14 protein-coding genes are annotated in these 15,752 nt (G+C 70.5%); 8 read left to right on the top strand and 6 right to left on the bottom strand.

Translation table 11 applies throughout. The features are described from left to right. Window positions 1–194: 194 nt before the first annotated feature. The 3 genes from PV419_RS48735 to PV419_RS48725 all read left to right on the top strand — a co-directional run bounded on the left by PV419_RS48735 (window position 195) and on the right by PV419_RS48725 (window position 2,917). Entirely contained in the window at window positions 195–1,382 is a 1,188-nt protein-coding gene (locus PV419_RS48735; RefSeq protein ID WP_319700253.1) for an epoxide hydrolase, read from the top strand. Between the two features lie 197 nt (window positions 1,383–1,579). Then, window positions 1,580–1,978 (top strand): SseB family protein, encoded by a 399-nt coding sequence (locus PV419_RS48730; RefSeq protein ID WP_319700251.1) that lies wholly within the window; start codon window positions 1,580–1,582, stop codon window positions 1,976–1,978. Window positions 1,979–2,167: 189 nt separating this feature from the next. Further along, the gene (locus PV419_RS48725; RefSeq protein WP_319700249.1) at window positions 2,168–2,917 is read left to right on the top strand and encodes an alpha/beta hydrolase; all 750 of its coding nucleotides are present in this window, start codon (window positions 2,168–2,170) and stop codon (window positions 2,915–2,917) included. A 13-nt stretch (window positions 2,918–2,930) separates the two neighbouring features. Here PV419_RS48725 and PV419_RS48720 read toward each other — a convergent pair whose 3' ends face one another. From PV419_RS48720 to PV419_RS48710, 3 genes are all read right to left on the bottom strand, one after another. Then, window positions 2,931–4,061, bottom strand: a complete 1,131-nt coding sequence (locus tag PV419_RS48720) for an abortive phage infection protein (RefSeq protein ID WP_319700247.1) — start codon at window positions 4,059–4,061, stop codon at window positions 2,931–2,933. Between the two features lie 149 nt (window positions 4,062–4,210). Continuing rightward, the gene (locus PV419_RS48715) at window positions 4,211–5,260 is read right to left on the bottom strand and encodes an NAD(P)-dependent alcohol dehydrogenase (RefSeq protein WP_319700245.1); all 1,050 of its coding nucleotides are present in this window, start codon (window positions 5,258–5,260) and stop codon (window positions 4,211–4,213) included. A gap of 1 nt (window position 5,261) precedes the next feature. Then, a complete protein-coding gene (locus tag PV419_RS48710) occupies window positions 5,262–6,200 on the bottom strand; it encodes a helix-turn-helix transcriptional regulator (protein ID WP_319700243.1) in 939 nt (312 codons plus the stop codon). Between the two features lie 344 nt (window positions 6,201–6,544). Between PV419_RS48710 and PV419_RS48705 the strand changes: the two genes are divergently transcribed. The 3 genes from PV419_RS48705 to PV419_RS48695 all read left to right on the top strand — a co-directional run bounded on the left by PV419_RS48705 (window position 6,545) and on the right by PV419_RS48695 (window position 9,737). Beyond that, on the top strand, window positions 6,545–8,356 hold the full coding sequence (locus tag PV419_RS48705; protein ID WP_319700241.1) for an RDD family protein: 1,812 nt from the start codon (window positions 6,545–6,547) through the stop codon (window positions 8,354–8,356). 128 nt (window positions 8,357–8,484) lie between these two features. Then, window positions 8,485–9,144: an RDD family protein gene (locus tag PV419_RS48700; RefSeq protein WP_319700239.1), complete on the top strand. Its 660-nt coding sequence runs from the start codon at window positions 8,485–8,487 to the stop codon at window positions 9,142–9,144. 92 nt (window positions 9,145–9,236) lie between these two features. After that, window positions 9,237–9,737, top strand: coding sequence for an RDD family protein (locus tag PV419_RS48695; protein ID WP_319700238.1), 501 nt, complete (start codon window positions 9,237–9,239; stop codon window positions 9,735–9,737). 5 nt (window positions 9,738–9,742) lie between these two features. Here the strand turns inward: PV419_RS48695 and PV419_RS48690 are convergent, their stop codons facing one another. Further along, complete coding sequence (locus PV419_RS48690) at window positions 9,743–10,105, bottom strand: hypothetical protein (RefSeq protein ID WP_319700236.1); 363 nt, start codon at window positions 10,103–10,105, stop codon at window positions 9,743–9,745. Window positions 10,106–10,435: 330 nt separating this feature from the next. Between PV419_RS48690 and PV419_RS48685 the strand changes: the two genes are divergently transcribed. Both PV419_RS48685 and PV419_RS48680 read left to right on the top strand, forming a co-directional pair. Further along, a complete protein-coding gene (locus tag PV419_RS48685; RefSeq protein WP_319700234.1) occupies window positions 10,436–12,829 on the top strand; it encodes an immune inhibitor A domain-containing protein in 2,394 nt (797 codons plus the stop codon). A 132-nt stretch (window positions 12,830–12,961) separates the two neighbouring features. Then, window positions 12,962–13,273 carry a hypothetical protein gene (locus tag PV419_RS48680; RefSeq protein ID WP_089512381.1) on the top strand — a complete coding sequence of 104 codons (312 nt, stop codon included), beginning with the start codon at window positions 12,962–12,964 and terminating at the stop codon, window positions 13,271–13,273. Between the two features lie 53 nt (window positions 13,274–13,326). Here the strand turns inward: PV419_RS48680 and PV419_RS48675 are convergent, their stop codons facing one another. Together PV419_RS48675 and PV419_RS48670 are read right to left on the bottom strand one after the other, a co-directional pair. Further along, on the bottom strand, window positions 13,327–13,911 hold the full coding sequence (locus tag PV419_RS48675; protein ID WP_319700230.1) for a nicotinamidase: 585 nt from the start codon (window positions 13,909–13,911) through the stop codon (window positions 13,327–13,329). 448 nt (window positions 13,912–14,359) lie between these two features. After that, window positions 14,360–15,694, bottom strand: a complete 1,335-nt coding sequence (locus tag PV419_RS48670; protein ID WP_319700228.1) for a nicotinate phosphoribosyltransferase — start codon at window positions 15,692–15,694, stop codon at window positions 14,360–14,362. Window positions 15,695–15,752: the final 58 nt, after the last annotated feature.

The following is a 15,752-nucleotide window of genomic DNA, read 5'->3' as shown; positions in this document are numbered from 1 at the left end:
GACCCGTGACCGTCCTGTCGTAGAGGGCAGTCGGGAGCGCGACGAGGTGCGAACGACCGAGCGTACAAGCTCGGCCGTTCACGGCCGAGAAGGTGACATAAGAGGAGGTAGTCGCTATCGCAAGGTGCCGTTGACCGACGGCAGCCGCTTTAACTCGTTCGCTTCGTAAACCCGGCAGATTTAGCATGCGTCGGATGACGAGCCTGGCCGAGTCCATTCGCCCATTCCGCATCGACATCCCGCAAGCCGAGCTGGATGATCTCCACGCGCGGCTCGATCACACACGATGGCCCGACGAACTGCCGGGCGTGGGCTGGGCGTATGGCATCCCGCGCGACTATCTGCGGGAGCTCGTACAGTACTGGCGCCACGCATACGACTGGCGGGCCGCGGAAGCCGGGCTGAACCAGTGGCCGCAGTTCACCACGACGATCGACGGGGCGAACATCCACTTCGCCCACATCCGCTCACCCGAACCGGACGCCATCCCGCTGATCATGACGCACGGTTGGCCGGGCTCCGTCGTCGAATTCACCCAGGTCGTCGGCCCGCTCACCGACCCACGCGCCCATGGCGGCGACCCCTCCGACGCGTTCCACCTCGTCCTGCCGAGCATCCCGGGATTCACTTTCTCGGGACCGACGCGGGAGAGCGGCTGGGAGTACCACCGGGTCGGCGCCGCGTTCGCCGAGCTCATGGAGCGTCTCGGCTACCGGCGGTACGGCGCCCAGGGCGGCGACTGGGGCTCCGCCATCTCCCGCGAACTCGGCCGCATCAACCCCGACCGGATCATCGGCGTCCACCTCAACCACATCCCCGGCTCCTCCGCCACCGAGGAACCCGACCCCGCCCACCTGGCCACCCTGCCCCCGGCCGAACGCGACCGCACCCTCGCCTCCTGGGAACGGAACCGGGAGTGGGCCCGCGACCGCCAGGGCTACGCCGACATCCAGTCCACCCGCCCGCAGACCCTGGCCTACGGGCTCACCGACTCACCGGTCGGCCAACTCGCCTGGATCGCCGAGAAGTTCAAGGAGTGGACCGACTCCCGTGACCGCCCCGAAGACGCGGTCGACCGCGACCAACTCCTCACCAACGTCATGCTCTACTGGCTGACCGGCACCGCCGGCTCCTCCGGTCGCATCTACTACGAGCGCGCCCACACCCCCTCCTGGGACGCATCCCCCGAACCCTCGACCGCCCCCACCGCCCTCGCCGTCTTCCCTCGCGAGAACTACATCCCGCTGCGGCATATCGCGGAGCGGACCAACAACATCGTGCGGTGGACGGAGTACGAGCGGGGCGGGCACTTCGCGGCCATGGAACAGCCGGAGCTGCTGGTCGCGGACATCCGCGCGTTCTTCCGCGACCTCACGCGATGATCAGTCGCTCCACACCGGCGCGATCGCCGAGGCCGCTCCCAAGCTCGCCGGGATCCCGCACAGCGGGCACTGGCGGGATGTGTCAACGCCACGGAGCCGGGTACTCGAGCGGCTTACGGCCGATGTGAGACCGGTTCGGTTCACCTCGGATCGGCCGCTGACCTGCCCAAATGTCACTCCGATCGCTGGACGGAATCATGACCGACCTCCCCGACGACAACACCGTATCCGCCACCCAACACGCCCTCGGCGAACTGGCGGCCAACCGAGCGGACGATTCGGCGCTGGACACCCTTGCCAACAGCGAGGTGCTGCTTCCCGCTCCCGAGGGCGCGGAGGACACAGACGCACAGGCCGTGACCCTTCCCGTGCTCGAACAGGATGACGGCGCTCAACTGGTGCCGGTCTTCACCTCCCCGGACCGTATGCACCAGGCCCTGCCACAGATCCACAGCTACCACCGGGTCCCGCTGGGAGCCCTGGCCCAGGGCTGGCCCTCCGACGAGCTCTCGCTGACCATCGACGCGGGCGCGCCCGAAGCGGTGACCCTCACCGGGGGCGGCGTACGAACGCTGCTGACGCGGCCCGGCGGCTGAGTCCGGCGCTGGTTGGTGTCAGTCCAGATGGCCCGGCGCTCGTCGTCGTACTCGAACCGCAGCGGAAGGCCAACGGACTGGACAGGATTCCTGTTGGTGGTCAGTGTCGTGCTGAACCTCGTGGGCGCGCCGCCGTTCACGCCTTCCCGGAGGTCAGTCCATCCCACTGCCCACGCTGACGGCGCCACCGTGCACTACACCACCACCGGGCAGGGGCCTGCCCTGGTCCTGGTTGCCGGCACCGGCCTCGACGCCCACACCAATTACGGCCATCTGACCGGCGCGTTCACCGACCGCCGCACCGTGGTCCTGCCCGACTACACCGGCAGTGGCCAGACCACCGAGCCCGCGGGCCCGCTGAGCGTGCCGATGCTGGAAGCGCAGATCGCCGCGGTCATCGAGCAGGCCGCTGACGAGCCGGTCGACCTGCTCGGCTACTCGCTCGGTGCGGTGGTCGCCGCCGCCGTGGCCGCGCTTCACCCGCATCTGGTGCGGCGCCTCGTACTCGTCGCCGGCTGGCCCGGACCGGACGCGCGCCAGCAGCTCTGCTTCGAGGTGTGGCAACGCCTTGAGCGCACCGACCATGACCTGTTCGCCCGATTTCTGCAGCTGAACTGCTTCAGCGCACCGTTCCTGAGCACGCTCGGTGAGGATGGCGTGGCGCAGCTGATCGCCGGAGCTCCCCCGATCACCGAGGGCATGGGCCGCCACATCGATCTGGACGGACGGGCCGACCTGCGCGAACTTCTGCCCAAGATCACCGCCCCCACCCTCGTGATCGGGTTGACCCGCGACCAGGTCGTCCCGGTGGAACAGGCTCGGCGGCTGCACGAAGCGATCGCCGACAGCAGGTTCGCCGAGATCGACAGCGGACACCTGGTGGTCTTCGAGCGCCCTCAGGAATTGGTCGCCGCCGTACAGGACTTTCTGTTCGACTGAACGCGACAGTGAGTCAGCGCTGTGCGCGGGCGTAGTGCTGGGCCAGTGCGTGGAAGGCTTCTTTCGGCTCCCAGTGCCAGCCGGGCGTCGGGTCTTCGAAGGTCTTCCAGATGGGCTTGACGACGGCGTAGCTCGCCAGGTCGAGGTCGTAGCGCGGGTCGGTCCGGTGCGGAGCGTCGGGGGTGACGAACTGGTACACCAGGGCCGCGTAAAGGTTCATGGACTCGAAGATGTCGAGCAGGTCGGTGAGGTACGCGGCCTGGGTCCGCTCGCTGCGAGCCAGGTCGCCGATGATCTCGGGGGGTTCCTTGTCGTAGTCCACGACGTTCCAGCCCATGCCGCCCTGCTCCGGGGCGCCCTTGAAGGTGCAGGAACCGAACTCGGAGATCACGACTGGCTTGCCCCAGCGAAGGAACGGTGTGAGCTCGCGGACGTAGTCGGCCCGCTTCGGGAAGTACGAGTAGTAGTTGACACTGACGATGTCGAACAGGTCCCAGTCGACCTCTTCGTCCTGCGCCGCGCCATACGTCATCTGGCCCTTGAAGACGGACCTGCCGACCTTCGCTGCTCGCGCGGTGAACTCGCGCAGGCGGCGGATCATTTTCTCCGGGTCGAAGTTTCCGCTGAGCAGGTTCTTGACGCGCTCAAGAGCGTTGTCGCCCGGCACGATGCCCGGGACGAACAACACGAACTCGCAGCCCACGCTGAGATGGACCCGCGCGCCCTCGCGCCGCAGGCGCTCGGCGTGCCTGCCGGTCTCCGCCAAGTGGTCGAGGATGTCCTGGTGGGAGACGTCCGCCAGACGCGGCTGGAGCCAGACGTGCAGCTCGCGCTCCGCCGCTTCTGTCGATGTGGCCTTGAGTCGGTCCACGCCGGTGCCGAAGACCGAGACCGAGCTGGCGTGCAGGTCGTTCCTGAGGGCCTGGATGTCCTTGCGCATCCTCGTCGCGCTCCAGCTCGTCGCCGGCGTCTCGCCGTCGATGACCTCGTACCCCACGCCCCGGTAGGTGAGGCCGGCCGGGCCGTGGCGGCGACTTCGCGCCTCGGCCCGGCCCGGCGTCAGCAGCGCCCCCGATGCCGCTGCCGTCCCCACAACCCCCGCCCCCGCCAGAAAACGCGCCCGGCTGATTCCCTTGCCCCGCATGGTGTCTCCCCCTGGTCTTCGGGCTCGCTGTCTGCGACCCACCACCAGTTTCGGGAGCGGCGGCTCACCCTGTCGTCGGCCGATGGTCTGCGCCCGATCGACTTAAGTTGTACGGGGCCCGCGCGGTCGCGCGGGAGGCTCGCCGTCGCTCAGCCCTTCAGCGACGCGATGTCGATCACGAACCGGTACCGCACATCGCTGCTCACGACCCGGTCGTAAGCCTCGTTGATCTGGTCACCCGTGACTACCTCGATCTCCGCGCCGAACCCGTGCTCCGCGCAGAAGTCCAGCATCTCCTGCGTCTGCCGGATGCCGCCGATCTTCGACCCCGCCATCGACTTACGGCCCATGATCAGCGAGAACTGGTTGAAGGAGCTCGGGAACTCCGGGCCGCCGACGTGCACCATCGTGCCGTCGCGCTTGAGCAGCGAGAGGTACGCGTCGAGCGGGATGTTCGCCGAGACGGTGTTGATGATGAGGTCGAAGGAGCCGGCCAGCTCCGCGAAGGTGGACTCGTCGCTGGTCGCGTAGAAGTGGTCGGCGCCCAGCCGCAGGCCGTCGTCCTTCTTGCGGAGGGACTGGCTGAGGACGGTGACCTCGGCGCCCATGGCGTGGGCGATCTTGACGCCCATGTGCCCGAGGCCGCCGAGGCCGACGATGGCGACCTTCTTGCCGGGACCGGCGTTCCAGTGGTCCAGGGGGGAGTAGAGGGTGATGCCGGCGCACAGCAGCGGGGCGGCGACGTCGAGGGAGAGGCCGTCGGGGATGCGCAGGGCGTACTTCTCGTCGACCACGAGGTGCGTGCTGTAGCCGCCGTAGGTGGGGGAGCCGTCGTACTGCTTGCCGTTGTACGTCGGCACCTCGCCCTTGAGGCAGTACTGCTCCTCGCCCGCCAGGCAGTTCTCGCACTCGCGGCAGGAGTCGACGAAGCAGCCGACGCCGACCCGGTCGCCGACGGCGTACTTGGTGACGCCGGAGCCGACCTCGGTGACGATGCCCGCGATCTCGTGGCCGGGCACCATCGGGAACAGGGCGCTGCCCCACTCCTCGCGGGCCTGGTGGATGTCGGAGTGGCAGATGCCGGCGTACGCGATCTCGATCAGGATGTCGTGCTCGCCGACCGGGCGGCGCTCGATGGTGGTGCGCTCCAGCGGGGCCTTGGGGGCGGGGGCGGCGTATGCGGTGACGCTGGTGGTCATGTCAGTGATCTCCGTGAAGGGGGTTTCGGGGTATGGAGGGGGGAGGGGAGGAAAGAGGAGGGGGAGGGGACGGCGGCGAGGCGCGGTCGGCGGGCGGGGCCGCGGTCCAGTTCGCGAGGAGCTGCAGCGCCGCCTCCGAGGGCGATCCGGGCTCGACCGTGTAAATGCACATCGCCTGGTCGTCATCGCCGGGGAAGGTCACGTTCTCGTAGGACAGCGTCATGTCCCCGACCACGGGGTGGTGGTAGAGCTTGACGCCGTGCGACTTCTCCCGCACGTTGTGGTCGGCCCACCACGTACGGAACTCCGGGCTCTTGATCGTCAGCTCGCCGACCAGCTCGGTGAGGCCCGGGTCGTCGGCGTGGCGGCCCGCCTGGAGCCGCAGGCTGGCCACCGTCTCCGATGCGTACTTGTCCCACTCGCGGTAGAGCTCGCGGGCCGCCGGGTCGAGGAACATGAAGCGGGCCAGGTTCCGCTCGCGGTACGGCAGCGCGTCGAAGTCGATGATCAGCGCGCGGGCCAGCCGGTTGGAGGCCAGTACATCGCCCCCGCGCCCGAGCACGAAGGCGGGCGAGATCCCCTCCAGCATCTGCAGCACGCGGTACACCCCGGGCCGCACCCGCTGCGGGCGGGGCGGCCGGCGGCGCTGGGCGCGGGGCCGTGGCTTGGCCAGTTCGAAGAGGTACGCACGCTCGGTGTCGTTCAGCTGCAGGGCGCGCGCGACGGCGTCCAGCACCGTCTCCGAGACGTTCAGGTGGCGGCCCTGTTCGAGCCGCGTGTAGTAGTCGGTGCTCACCCCTGCCAGGTGCGCCAGCTCCTCGCGGCGCAGCCCCGGCACCCGGCGGGGGCCGGAGGTGGTCTCGCGTACACCCGCGTCCTCAGGGCGCAGTCGAGCCCTGCGGGTCCGCAGGAATTCGCTGAGCTCGGTGTTGCGGTCCATGGCTTCCAGTATTCGTGGCCGAAAAGGCTCGCGGCCCTGTCAACGTAGGTCTGATGGACCTAGGCGGCGTGGACCCAGCCGGGCAGCGGCGGGAGTAACGGCGGCGGGGCGGCTCGTACGGCGCGGGGGCGTCCGCTCGTACGGTGGCGTCGCGCTCGCACGGGAGAGTGGTGCCTGCCTGGGGGCGGTACGGGCCTCGGGCCGGTCTGATAGACCTTGACAGCGCGCTCCGTGTTGCACTGCGGCTCTTGTACGGCAGACTGCTTGTCGCCCCCCCACCGCGACGCACCGCACAGGCGCGGCGCAGTACAGCACGGCCGAGCAGATACGGGACATCGGAGATCATGAGCGCCCCTACCTCAGGATCCGCGGACGGCACCTCGATTCCTGGCTTTTATCCTGATCCGTCCATCCCTGGCTATATCCGTTACTGGAACGGTGCCGCCTGGGTGCCCGGCACCAGCCGGCCCGCGCCGAACGAGGGCGAAGCCATGCCCGCGCCGCCGCCGGGGGTGACCTATACGCAGGTCACCGCCCCGGTGCCGGACGAGACCGGGCCCATGTACTTCGACGAGGGTCCCGTCTCTGCCGGAGACAGCAGCGGACGGGCGCTGCCGGAGCTGCGCCCGCGCGGTGAGATGGACGTACGGAGCGGGCCGGGGCCCGAGCCGGTGCCGCCGGCCCAGGGCGCGGGCGGTGCGGCTCCGGCCGGTATGGACTGGAACGACCCGCAACGGCTGCACGGCACCCGGCCGGAGCCCGCGTCGGCCTGGCAGGCGGACGCGGCCCAGCAGTCCGGTTTCGGTGGGGAGCAGGACCGCCGTGTCTCCTGGGGCTCGCACCCGGCGGGGCCCGGGGACGGGTCCGGGAGTCAGGCTTCTGGCGGGCCCGTCAGGCCGGGGGTGCCTGATCCGCGCCGGGCCGTCAGTGGTCCCGGGGGTGCCGACGCGTCCGCGTCCGCGCAGGCCCTGCCGCCCGCGCGGCGGGCTCCGGAGCTGCCCCCGGCGGAGCCGGGTGCCGGCGGTGGTGCGGACGCGCCCGGCGGCGGGCGTACGACAGGCGGGGACGGCACGATCTCCATCCGCGCCATCCGGCCCGGCCAGCCCGGATCGGGGGCGGGTGGCGGCCAGGCGGCGGGTGGCGCGCCCACGCGGGACGACGGCACGATGACGATCCGCGCCCTCGGGCGCGGCGCGCCGAAGCAGGGCGGCGGTACGGCGGTGCCCGGGCAGCCGGGGCAGTCGGGACGATCTGGCTGGTCAGGGCAGGCCGGTGGGCAGTCCGGTGGGGCCGCTCCCGGGCAGGGCGCGGGTGTGCTGCCCCCGCAGGGTGGCGTCGTGCTGCCCGGCGGTGGTGCTGCCGCGCCCGGAGCCCAGCCGCAACCTCAGCCCCAACCGCGACCCCAGCCGCAGCCGCAGCCGCAACCCCGGCCCCAGGCGCAACCCCGGCCTCAGCCTCCATCTCAGCCCGGCTGGCAGCAGCAGGTGCAACACCTCGCCCAGCAGCCCGTGCCCAGTGCCGCCCCCGGCCCCGGTGCCGCCCCGGGCCCCGGTGCCGCCCCGGGCCCCGGTGCCGCCCCGGGCCCCGGTGCCCCCGGCGGCGCGCCTGAAGGCGTCATTCCGTGGAAGCCCCCCGTCGACAACCCCTTTGCGCAGGCCGCCCAGGCCCAAGGCCGGCCCGCCTCCCTCGGCCGTCGGCTCATGGCCCGGCTCATCGACTCCGCCGTTCTCCTCGGGGCCGTCGGCGCGGCCGGGTACCCGTTGTGGACCAAGGCGAGTGACCACTTCGACGAGAAGGTGGAGCGCGCCAAGCTGACCGGCGAGACCGTCACTGTCTACTGGCTGGACGGCACGACCGGCGTCTACCTCGGTGTGGTGCTCGGCCTGCTGCTCGTCGTCGGGCTGGTCTACGAGGCGTTCCCGACCGCGAAGTGGGGCGCCACGCCGGGCAAGAAGCTGTGCGGGGTGCGGGTCCTGGACATCGAGGGGCACGACACCCCCTCGTTCGGCGCCGCACTGCGCCGCTGGTTGGTGTACTCGGTGCTGGGGCTGCTGGTGATCGGGGTCTTCAATGTGCTGTGGTGCCTGTTCGACCGGCCCTGGCGGCAGTGCTGGCACGACAAGGCGGCGCGCACCTTCGTGGCGGGGCGCGGCTGAGCCACGTGCCGCTGCCGGGCCGCCCCGGCGCGGGGGCCGTACGGAGCGCTGACTCGTACGGTCCATCCCGGTCGCCCGAACGGAGCGCGCCGGATGCGGCGGCTCCGGCTCCGGGGTCGACTCGGGCCATGAGCACCGACCAGCCGACCCCAGGGCCTGACGAACCCCGGCCTGGCGAACCCCGGCCCGAGGAACCCCGGCCAAGCGAGCCCCGGCCCGGCGAGCCGAGGCCCGATGAGCAGCCGGAGGGCGACGCGTTCTCCAAGCAGCAGCCGCCTCCCTCGTACGGCTCGCCGTACGGAGGCGAGGACGGCGGTGAGTACGGCGCCGCCGACCCGCTCGCGGGCATGCCCCCGCTCGCGAACCGCGGCCGCCGCCTCGTCGCCCGGATCGTCGATGCGCTGATCGTGGGCATCCCGGTGGGTCTGGTGATGGCGGTGCTCGTGGGTGACTACGACCCGGTGAACAACAACGACGAGGCGACCGCCATGACGATCGTCTACGCCCTGGTGTACTTCCTCTATGAAGGGGTGATGCTGACCAAGTACGGCCAGACGGTGGGCAAGAAGCTGATGAGGATCCGCGTCGCCCTGCTGGAGAACGGGGAGATCCCGGCCGGTCAGCCGGGCTGGCTGCGCGCCGGTACGTATGCCCTGCCCGAGATCGTGCCGTGCTGCGGCTTCATCTTCTGGCTGATCAATGTGTTGTGGTGCACCTGGGACCGGCCGTACCACCAGTGTCTGCACGACAAGGTCGCCAAGACGGTCGTGGTCGCCGTGCCCTCCTGAGCCGCCGCTTCCGATCCGCCGCCCCTGGCCCGCCCCCGAAACCGTTGTCCCCGAGCTACCTGCCGTCCGCGCCCTGCTGGTGTAATCGGGGCATGAGCCCCGACCAGCTGTCGTATCCGCAGGACACCCGCCCCGTCGGAATGCCTCCGCCGGCGACCCCCGGCCAGCGCTTTGCCGCCCGGCTGCTCGACACCCTGATCCTCGGCTTGATCTGGACCGTGGCGCTCGCCGCGACCGGCGCGCTCAAGTACGCCTACGACCACCCGGGCGAGCAGGACGTGGGCAAGGTGACCCTCTCGCTGGTGATCACCATGGCCGTCTACTTCGTCTATGAGGGCGTGATGCTGGCCCGCAACGGCCAGACGCTCGGCAAGAAGGCGCTGCGCATTCGCGTGGCGATGCTGTCCGACGGCGATATGCCGGGCCGCCAGGGCTGGGTGCGGGCCGTGGTGTACGTGCTGCCCGGGATGCTGATCCCGCTGCTGGTGGGCACCCTGTTCTGGCTGGTCAACGTCCTGTGGTGCACCTGGGACCAGCCGCTGCGCCAGTGTCTGCACGACAAGGCGGCCAAGACCGTCGTGGTCGCGGCCTAACCCGGTCAGCCGTGCAGTGAGTGCTCGCTGACCCGCGGCTCCATCGGCTCGGCGTGAGTGTGGGCGGGGGCGTGAGCAGGTGCGGGGGTCCGCGGCTCGGCGGGGAGCGTCACGCCGACCGCGCTCCTCGCGCTCCTCGGGCGGACCGGCACGGTCCGGTTCGTCCGTGCCGCCGCCGCACGGCCGGCGCGCGGGGTGCCGGGCATCGGCACCGTGACGGCGACGAGGAGCCCGAGCGCCAGCCCGGCCACGGCTATCACCGTGACCCCGAGGCCCGATCGCGTCTGGGACAGCAGCAGCATGGCGAAGGTCGAGAAGACGACGGTGGCCGAACCGTAGATGAACTGAGCAGGAGTCGGACGCGGCATGGCTGGATCCGTCCTCGAGGCATCGACTATGCGGGGGGCATGAGTCACACAGGTGTGCACCGGCAAAAGACTCTACGGTGCTGAATGCCCGAGGGGAAACGCAAGTAAGCGTGACCTGACCCACGGGGCCGTTGCATGGGGGGCGCAGGGGCGCACACGGCCTTGTACCGTCCCAACTGCTGAGATCCGCACGCCCGTTGGCGTCCGGAATCCGGTAAGGGCGGGCCGGGAAACGTACTTGTCCCCTCTGTCCAAGTCAAGGGCTGTCTTTTCTCCTGCCTCTCCGGTCAAATGTCCCGCACTGGTGTCACTGGGGAGGACTGGAGAAGAGTGAGCAGCCAACGGAGGGCCGTGAGAACGGCCGCCCTCGCCACCGTGGTCGCCGCGCTCGGCGCGGCGGCGCTGTCGACGGGCATAGCCCAGGCGGACAATGGGTCGTCTACGCGCGTTGATCGACGCGACCCGGCGCCCGCGAAGACCGACGTCGAGCACGACTTGGCCGGGCCTTTCAGCAAGCGGCAGGAGGCACAGCGCCAGGAGGCGCTGCGGCAGGTCATATCCGGGGACGCGAAGGCGGACCGGCGCGGTGCGTCGCAGGTGGTGAAGCTCGGCAAGGGCAAGTACGTCGAGCTGGCCCGGGAGAAGACCGACAAGATCTTCACTGTCCTGGTCGAGTTCGGCGACAAGGTCGACGACACCACCATGTACGACCCGGACGGCCCGGACGGCCCCGAGCAGCCGGTGAAGAAGTACGGCGGCGAGCCGGGCCCGGCGCACAACACGATCGCCGAGCCCGATCGTGCCAACGACAACAGCACGGCCTGGCAGAAGGACTACAACCGCCAGCACTTCCAGGACCTCTACTTCTCCGACGAAAAGGGGAAGGAGTCGCTGAAGAAGTACTACGAGAAGCAGTCCTCGGGCCGCTACTCGGTGGACGGCGAGGTCTCCGACTGGGTCAAGGTCGACTGGAACGAGGCCCGTTACGGCTCCAACTACTGCGGCGACACCAACTGCGCCAACGCCTGGGACCTGATCCGCGACGGCGTCAACCAGTGGGCCAAGGACCAGAAGGCGGCCGGCCGCACCGACGCCGAGATCAAGGCGGACCTGGCGAAGTACGACCAGTGGGACCGCTACGACCACGACGGCGACGGCAACTTCAACGAGCCCGACGGCTACATCGACCACTTCCAGATCGTCCACGCCGGTGAGGACGAGTCGGCGGGCGGCGGCGCGCAGGGCACGGACGCGATCTGGGCCCACCGCTGGTACGCGTACGGCACCGACGCAGGGCAAACCGGCCCCGGCGACAACAAGGCCGGCGGCACGCAGATCGGTGACTCCGGCATCTGGGTCGGCGACTACACCATGCAGCCGGAGAACGGCGGACTCGGGGTCTACGCCCATGAGTACGGCCATGACCTGGGCCTGCCGGACGAGTACGACACCACCGGCAAGGGCGAGTCGTCGGTCGCCTTCTGGTCGCTGATGTCCTCCGGCTCCTGGCTGGGCACCGGCAAGGACGCGATCGGCGACCTGCCCGGCGACATGAGCGCCTGGGACAAGCTGCAGCTCGGCTGGCTGGACTACGACACGGCGAAGGCCGCCACGAAGTCCCGGCACACCCTCGGGGTGGCCGAGTACAACACCAAGAACCCGCAGGCGCTGGTGGTCCAGCTGCCCGACAAGGCCAAGACCACCGAGATCGCGCAGCCCGCCGAAGGCTCCAAGCAGTGGTGGAGCGGCATGGGCGACGACCTCAAGAACACCCTGACCCGGTCCGTCGACCTGACCGGCAAGTCCAAGGCGAGCCTGGACCTCCAGGGTTGGTGGGACATCGAGGAGAACTACGACTACCTCTACGCCGAGGTGTCCACGGACGGCGGCGCCAACTGGACGCCCGTGGACGGCACGGCGGACGGCAAGGCCATTCCGCGCGACGCCGCGGACAAGCCCGCGCTGACCGGGACCTCGGGCGCGTACAAGAAGCTCTCCTTCCCGCTCGACGCCTACGCGGGCAAGAAGATCGATCTGCGCTTCCGCTACCAGACGGACGGCGGCGTCGCCCAGAAGGGGTTCGCGGCCGACGCGATCACCCTCACGGCGGACGGCGCGCCGGTGCTGACCGACGGCGCCGAGGGCGACGACAACGGCTGGACCGCGAACGGCTTCTCGCGCATCGGGGCGTCCTTCACCAAGGATTACCCGCAGTACTACATCGCGGAGAACCGCCAGTACGTGTCGTACGACAAGACCCTCAAGACCGGCCCGTACAACTTCGGCTGGTCGGGCAGCCGGCCCGACTGGGTCGAGCACTTCCCGTACCAGAACGGCCTGCTGATCTGGCTGTGGGACACCTCGGAGCCGGACAACAACGTCGGCCAGCACCCCGGCTCCGGCCAGGTCCTGCCGATCGACGCGCACGCCACCCCGCACACCTGGGCGGACGGCACGCTGATGCGCAACCGCATCCAGACGTACGACTCGCCCTTCAGCTGGTACCCGACGGACGGCTTCACGCTCCACAAGAACGGCGCCGCCGCGAAGGTTCCGGCAAAGCGGGGCGCACCGGTCTTCGACGACCACAAGGGGACATACTGGTACGAGTCGAATCCGACGGGTGGGGTGCGGGTTGCTGACACCAACACCAAGATCAGCATCCTGAAGGAGCTCCCGGGCGCCTCCACGCTGACCGTCCAGGTCTCCCCGTCCGCTTCCTAGATCGATAGATCTGCCATCGCCGCAGGTCACAGCGGCATCGGCCGTCGCCCCCTGGCGGGCGGCGGCCGTTCGCGTTTAGATGCCCCTACGACCTTTCTTGCTGACACCACGTCTCACGGGGGACATGAACACATGGCCGATGGAGGATTCACCAAGCTGCCGGGGGGCAGCGTGGTCGTGGCACTGACCCTGCCGCGACCGCTGGGCGAGGGCGGCGTACGAGTGCTGGTGCACGCCGCGAACCGTCAGCGCGCCCTGACCAGGCTGCGCAATCTCGGACTGCGGGCGGTGTACCTGCGGGGGAACAGCGCGCCGCCGACACCGGACGAGGTGACGGCGGTGCTGCACCACCCGGACGGGCTGGTGTGGCGTACGGCGCCGTACGGGGTCGGGGAGCTGTGGCACCCCATCGCGGCGCTGCTGCGGCCGCCCGCGACGGCGTAGCCCAGGAGCCCAGGGGCCCAGGGGGCTCAGGAGCCCCGAGACCCCCAGGGGGATCACACGACCGGTTTGCCCGAGAGCTCCACGCCCGCCGCGCGGAGCTCCTCCAGGGCCCGCTCCGTGGTCGCCTCGGCGACCCCGGCGGTCAGGTCCAGCAGGACGTGCGTCGCGAACCCCTCGCGGCGCGCGTCCAGGGCCGTGGCCCGCACACAGTGGTCGGTGGCGATGCCGACCACGTCCACCTCGGTCACACCGCGCTCGTGCAGCCACCGCGTCAGCGTCGTGCCGTTCTCGTCGGCCCCCTCGAAGCCGCTGTACGCCGCCTCGTACGCGCCCTTGTCGAAGACCGCGTCGATGGCACCGGAGGCGACGGCGGGCGCGAAGTTCGGGTGGAAGCCGCTGCCCTCGGTGCCCGCCACACAGTGCGGCGGCCAGGTGCGCTCGTAATCCGGATGGTCGGAGAAGTGGTCCCCGGGGTCGATGTGGTGGTCGCGGGTGGCGACGACATGGCGGTAACCGGGAGTCGCCTCCCCGATGAGATCGGTGATGGCGGCGGCGACATCCGCGCCGCCCTGGACCGCGAGGCTGCCGCCCTCGCAGAAGTCGTTCTGGACGTCGACGACGATCAGTGCCCGGTGCATGGCGTGCGCCTTCCGGCTGGGATCAGAGATGAGGACCGGGAAGCGACTCGGCCCGAAGCTGTTCTTGTGTGCTGAAGCGGTTGGGTGCTAGTGGTCTGCTAGCCGTGGGGGATGTCACTGAGGGTAGACACTCGGCCAGGTTTGCGGGAGTGGGCCGGGGCCGGACGCCGGACTGGCGGAATCGTGCTCCGGCACGATACGGCGGCCGGGCGCGGGGCCGGGCGCACGCGCCGCATCGGCCGGTGCGCACGCCGTCCCGGCGCGCCGCGTTGCGCCCTGGCGTGCGCCCTGCCCGCGCGCCGTACCCATGCGCCTGCGCGGCATCGCGTCCCCAAGTACGGCCGCCCCGCGTACGAAGGGCCGCTCCGGGCATGGCTGCCCCGTGTGCGGCTGCCCCACGCGCGGCGGCCCCGGGCCCAGGGGCCCCGCCGCTCCAGCTGTCGGGTGCTTACCCCATCGCGTACTCCGTCGGGATGACCGGCTCGCCGCGCGACAGCTGTGTCGCCGACAGCGGCAGCCCCTCCCGCGCCGTCACATGCCGGTCCCGCGCCGTGTCCAGCGGCTCGCGGGCCACGACCTGGCCGCCGCGCACCAGCTCGACCAGCAGCTGCCGGTCCGCGAGCTCCGGCGGGACCGAGCCGCTGCCGATCACCTCGGCCTCGGCCACGCCGTCCTCGTCCAGCCGCCGGGCGGCCCACTTGCGGCCGCCGACCGAGGTCTTCGGGCCCATGGACTTCTTCGCCACAGGGCGCAGCGGCGTCCCCGGGGCGTCGGAGTCGGCCCGGGCGACCAGCTTGTAGACCATCGCGCAGGTCGGGTGACCGCTGCCGGTGACGAGCTGGGTGCCGACCCCGTACGCGTCCACGGGCGCGGCCGCGAGCGAGGCGATGGCGTACTCGTCGAGGTCGCTGGTGACCACGATCTTGGTGTTCTTCGCGCCGAGCTCGTCGAGCTGGTGGCGCACCCGGTGGGCGAGCAGCAGCAGGTCGCCGGAGTCGATCCGGACCGCGCCGAGCTCGGTGCCCGCGACCTCGACGGCGGTGCGCACCGCCGCGGCGACGTCGAAGGTGTCGACCAGGAGGGTGGTGGCGCTGCCGAGGGAGTCGACCTGGGCGGTGAAGGCGTCCCGCTCGGTGTCGTGCAGCAGGGTGAAGGCGTGCGCGCTGGTGCCCACGGTCGGGATGTTGTAGCGGAACCCGGCGGCGAGGTCGGAGGTGGAGGAGAAGCCTCCGACGTACGCGGCGCGGGCCGAGGCGACGGCGGACAGCTCGTGGGTGCGGCGGGCGCCCATCTCGATCAGCGGCCGGCCGACGGCGGCCACCGACATCCGGGAGGCCGCGGCGGCGACCGCGGAGTCGTGGTTGAGGATGGAGAGGATCACCGTCTCCAGCAGGACGGCCTCGCCGAAACTGCCCTCGACGCGCATGATCGGCGAGCCGGGGAAGTAGACCTCGCCCTCCGGGTAGCCCCAGATGTCGCCGCGGAAGCGGTAGTCGGCGAGCCACTCCAGGGTGGGTCCGTCGACGATCTGGTGGTCGGCGAGGAAGTCCAGGACGTCGCTGTCGAAGCGGAAGTTCTCCACGGCGTCCAGCACCCGGCCGGTGCCCGCGACGACGCCGTACCGCCGCCCTTCGGGGAGGCGGCGGGTGAAGACCTCGAAGACCGAGCGGCGGTCGGCGGTGCCGGCGTGCAGGGCGGCCTGCAACATGGTCAGTTCGTACCGGTCGGTGAACAGCGCTGTCGAAGGCACGTCCACCGGCAGTCCGAGGTGAGCGGTGTTCATGGAGGATGATGCTACCCCCGATACTCGTCAAAGTGACGATTTCTGGGTGCCGGTTTAT

The sequence above is a fragment of the Streptomyces sp. ME19-01-6 genome (genome assembly GCF_033793745.1).
GTDB lineage: Bacteria > Actinomycetota > Actinomycetes > Streptomycetales > Streptomycetaceae > Streptomyces.
Note: the sequence above shows the minus strand (reverse complement) of the source record. Positions and strands in the feature narration are given on the sequence as shown.

Coding starts and splice junctions, on each gene's coding strand:
- PV419_RS48735 (WP_319700253.1), top strand. CDS start 195: ATGACGAGCCTGGCCGAGTCCATTCGCCCATTCCGCATCGACATCCCG.
- PV419_RS48730 (WP_319700251.1), top strand. CDS start 1,580: ATGACCGACCTCCCCGACGACAACACCGTATCCGCCACCCAACACGCC.
- PV419_RS48720 (WP_319700247.1), bottom strand. CDS start 4,061: ATGCGGGGCAAGGGAATCAGCCGGGCGCGTTTTCTGGCGGGGGCGGGG.
- PV419_RS48715 (WP_319700245.1), bottom strand. CDS start 5,260: ATGACCACCAGCGTCACCGCATACGCCGCCCCCGCCCCCAAGGCCCCG.
- PV419_RS48710 (WP_319700243.1), bottom strand. CDS start 6,200: ATGGACCGCAACACCGAGCTCAGCGAATTCCTGCGGACCCGCAGGGCT.
- PV419_RS48705 (WP_319700241.1), top strand. CDS start 6,545: ATGAGCGCCCCTACCTCAGGATCCGCGGACGGCACCTCGATTCCTGGC.
- PV419_RS48700 (WP_319700239.1), top strand. CDS start 8,485: ATGAGCACCGACCAGCCGACCCCAGGGCCTGACGAACCCCGGCCTGGC.
- PV419_RS48695 (WP_319700238.1), top strand. CDS start 9,237: ATGAGCCCCGACCAGCTGTCGTATCCGCAGGACACCCGCCCCGTCGGA.
- PV419_RS48690 (WP_319700236.1), bottom strand. CDS start 10,105: ATGCCGCGTCCGACTCCTGCTCAGTTCATCTACGGTTCGGCCACCGTC.
- PV419_RS48680 (WP_089512381.1), top strand. CDS start 12,962: ATGGCCGATGGAGGATTCACCAAGCTGCCGGGGGGCAGCGTGGTCGTG.
- PV419_RS48675 (WP_319700230.1), bottom strand. CDS start 13,911: ATGCACCGGGCACTGATCGTCGTCGACGTCCAGAACGACTTCTGCGAG.
- PV419_RS48670 (WP_319700228.1), bottom strand. CDS start 15,694: ATGAACACCGCTCACCTCGGACTGCCGGTGGACGTGCCTTCGACAGCG.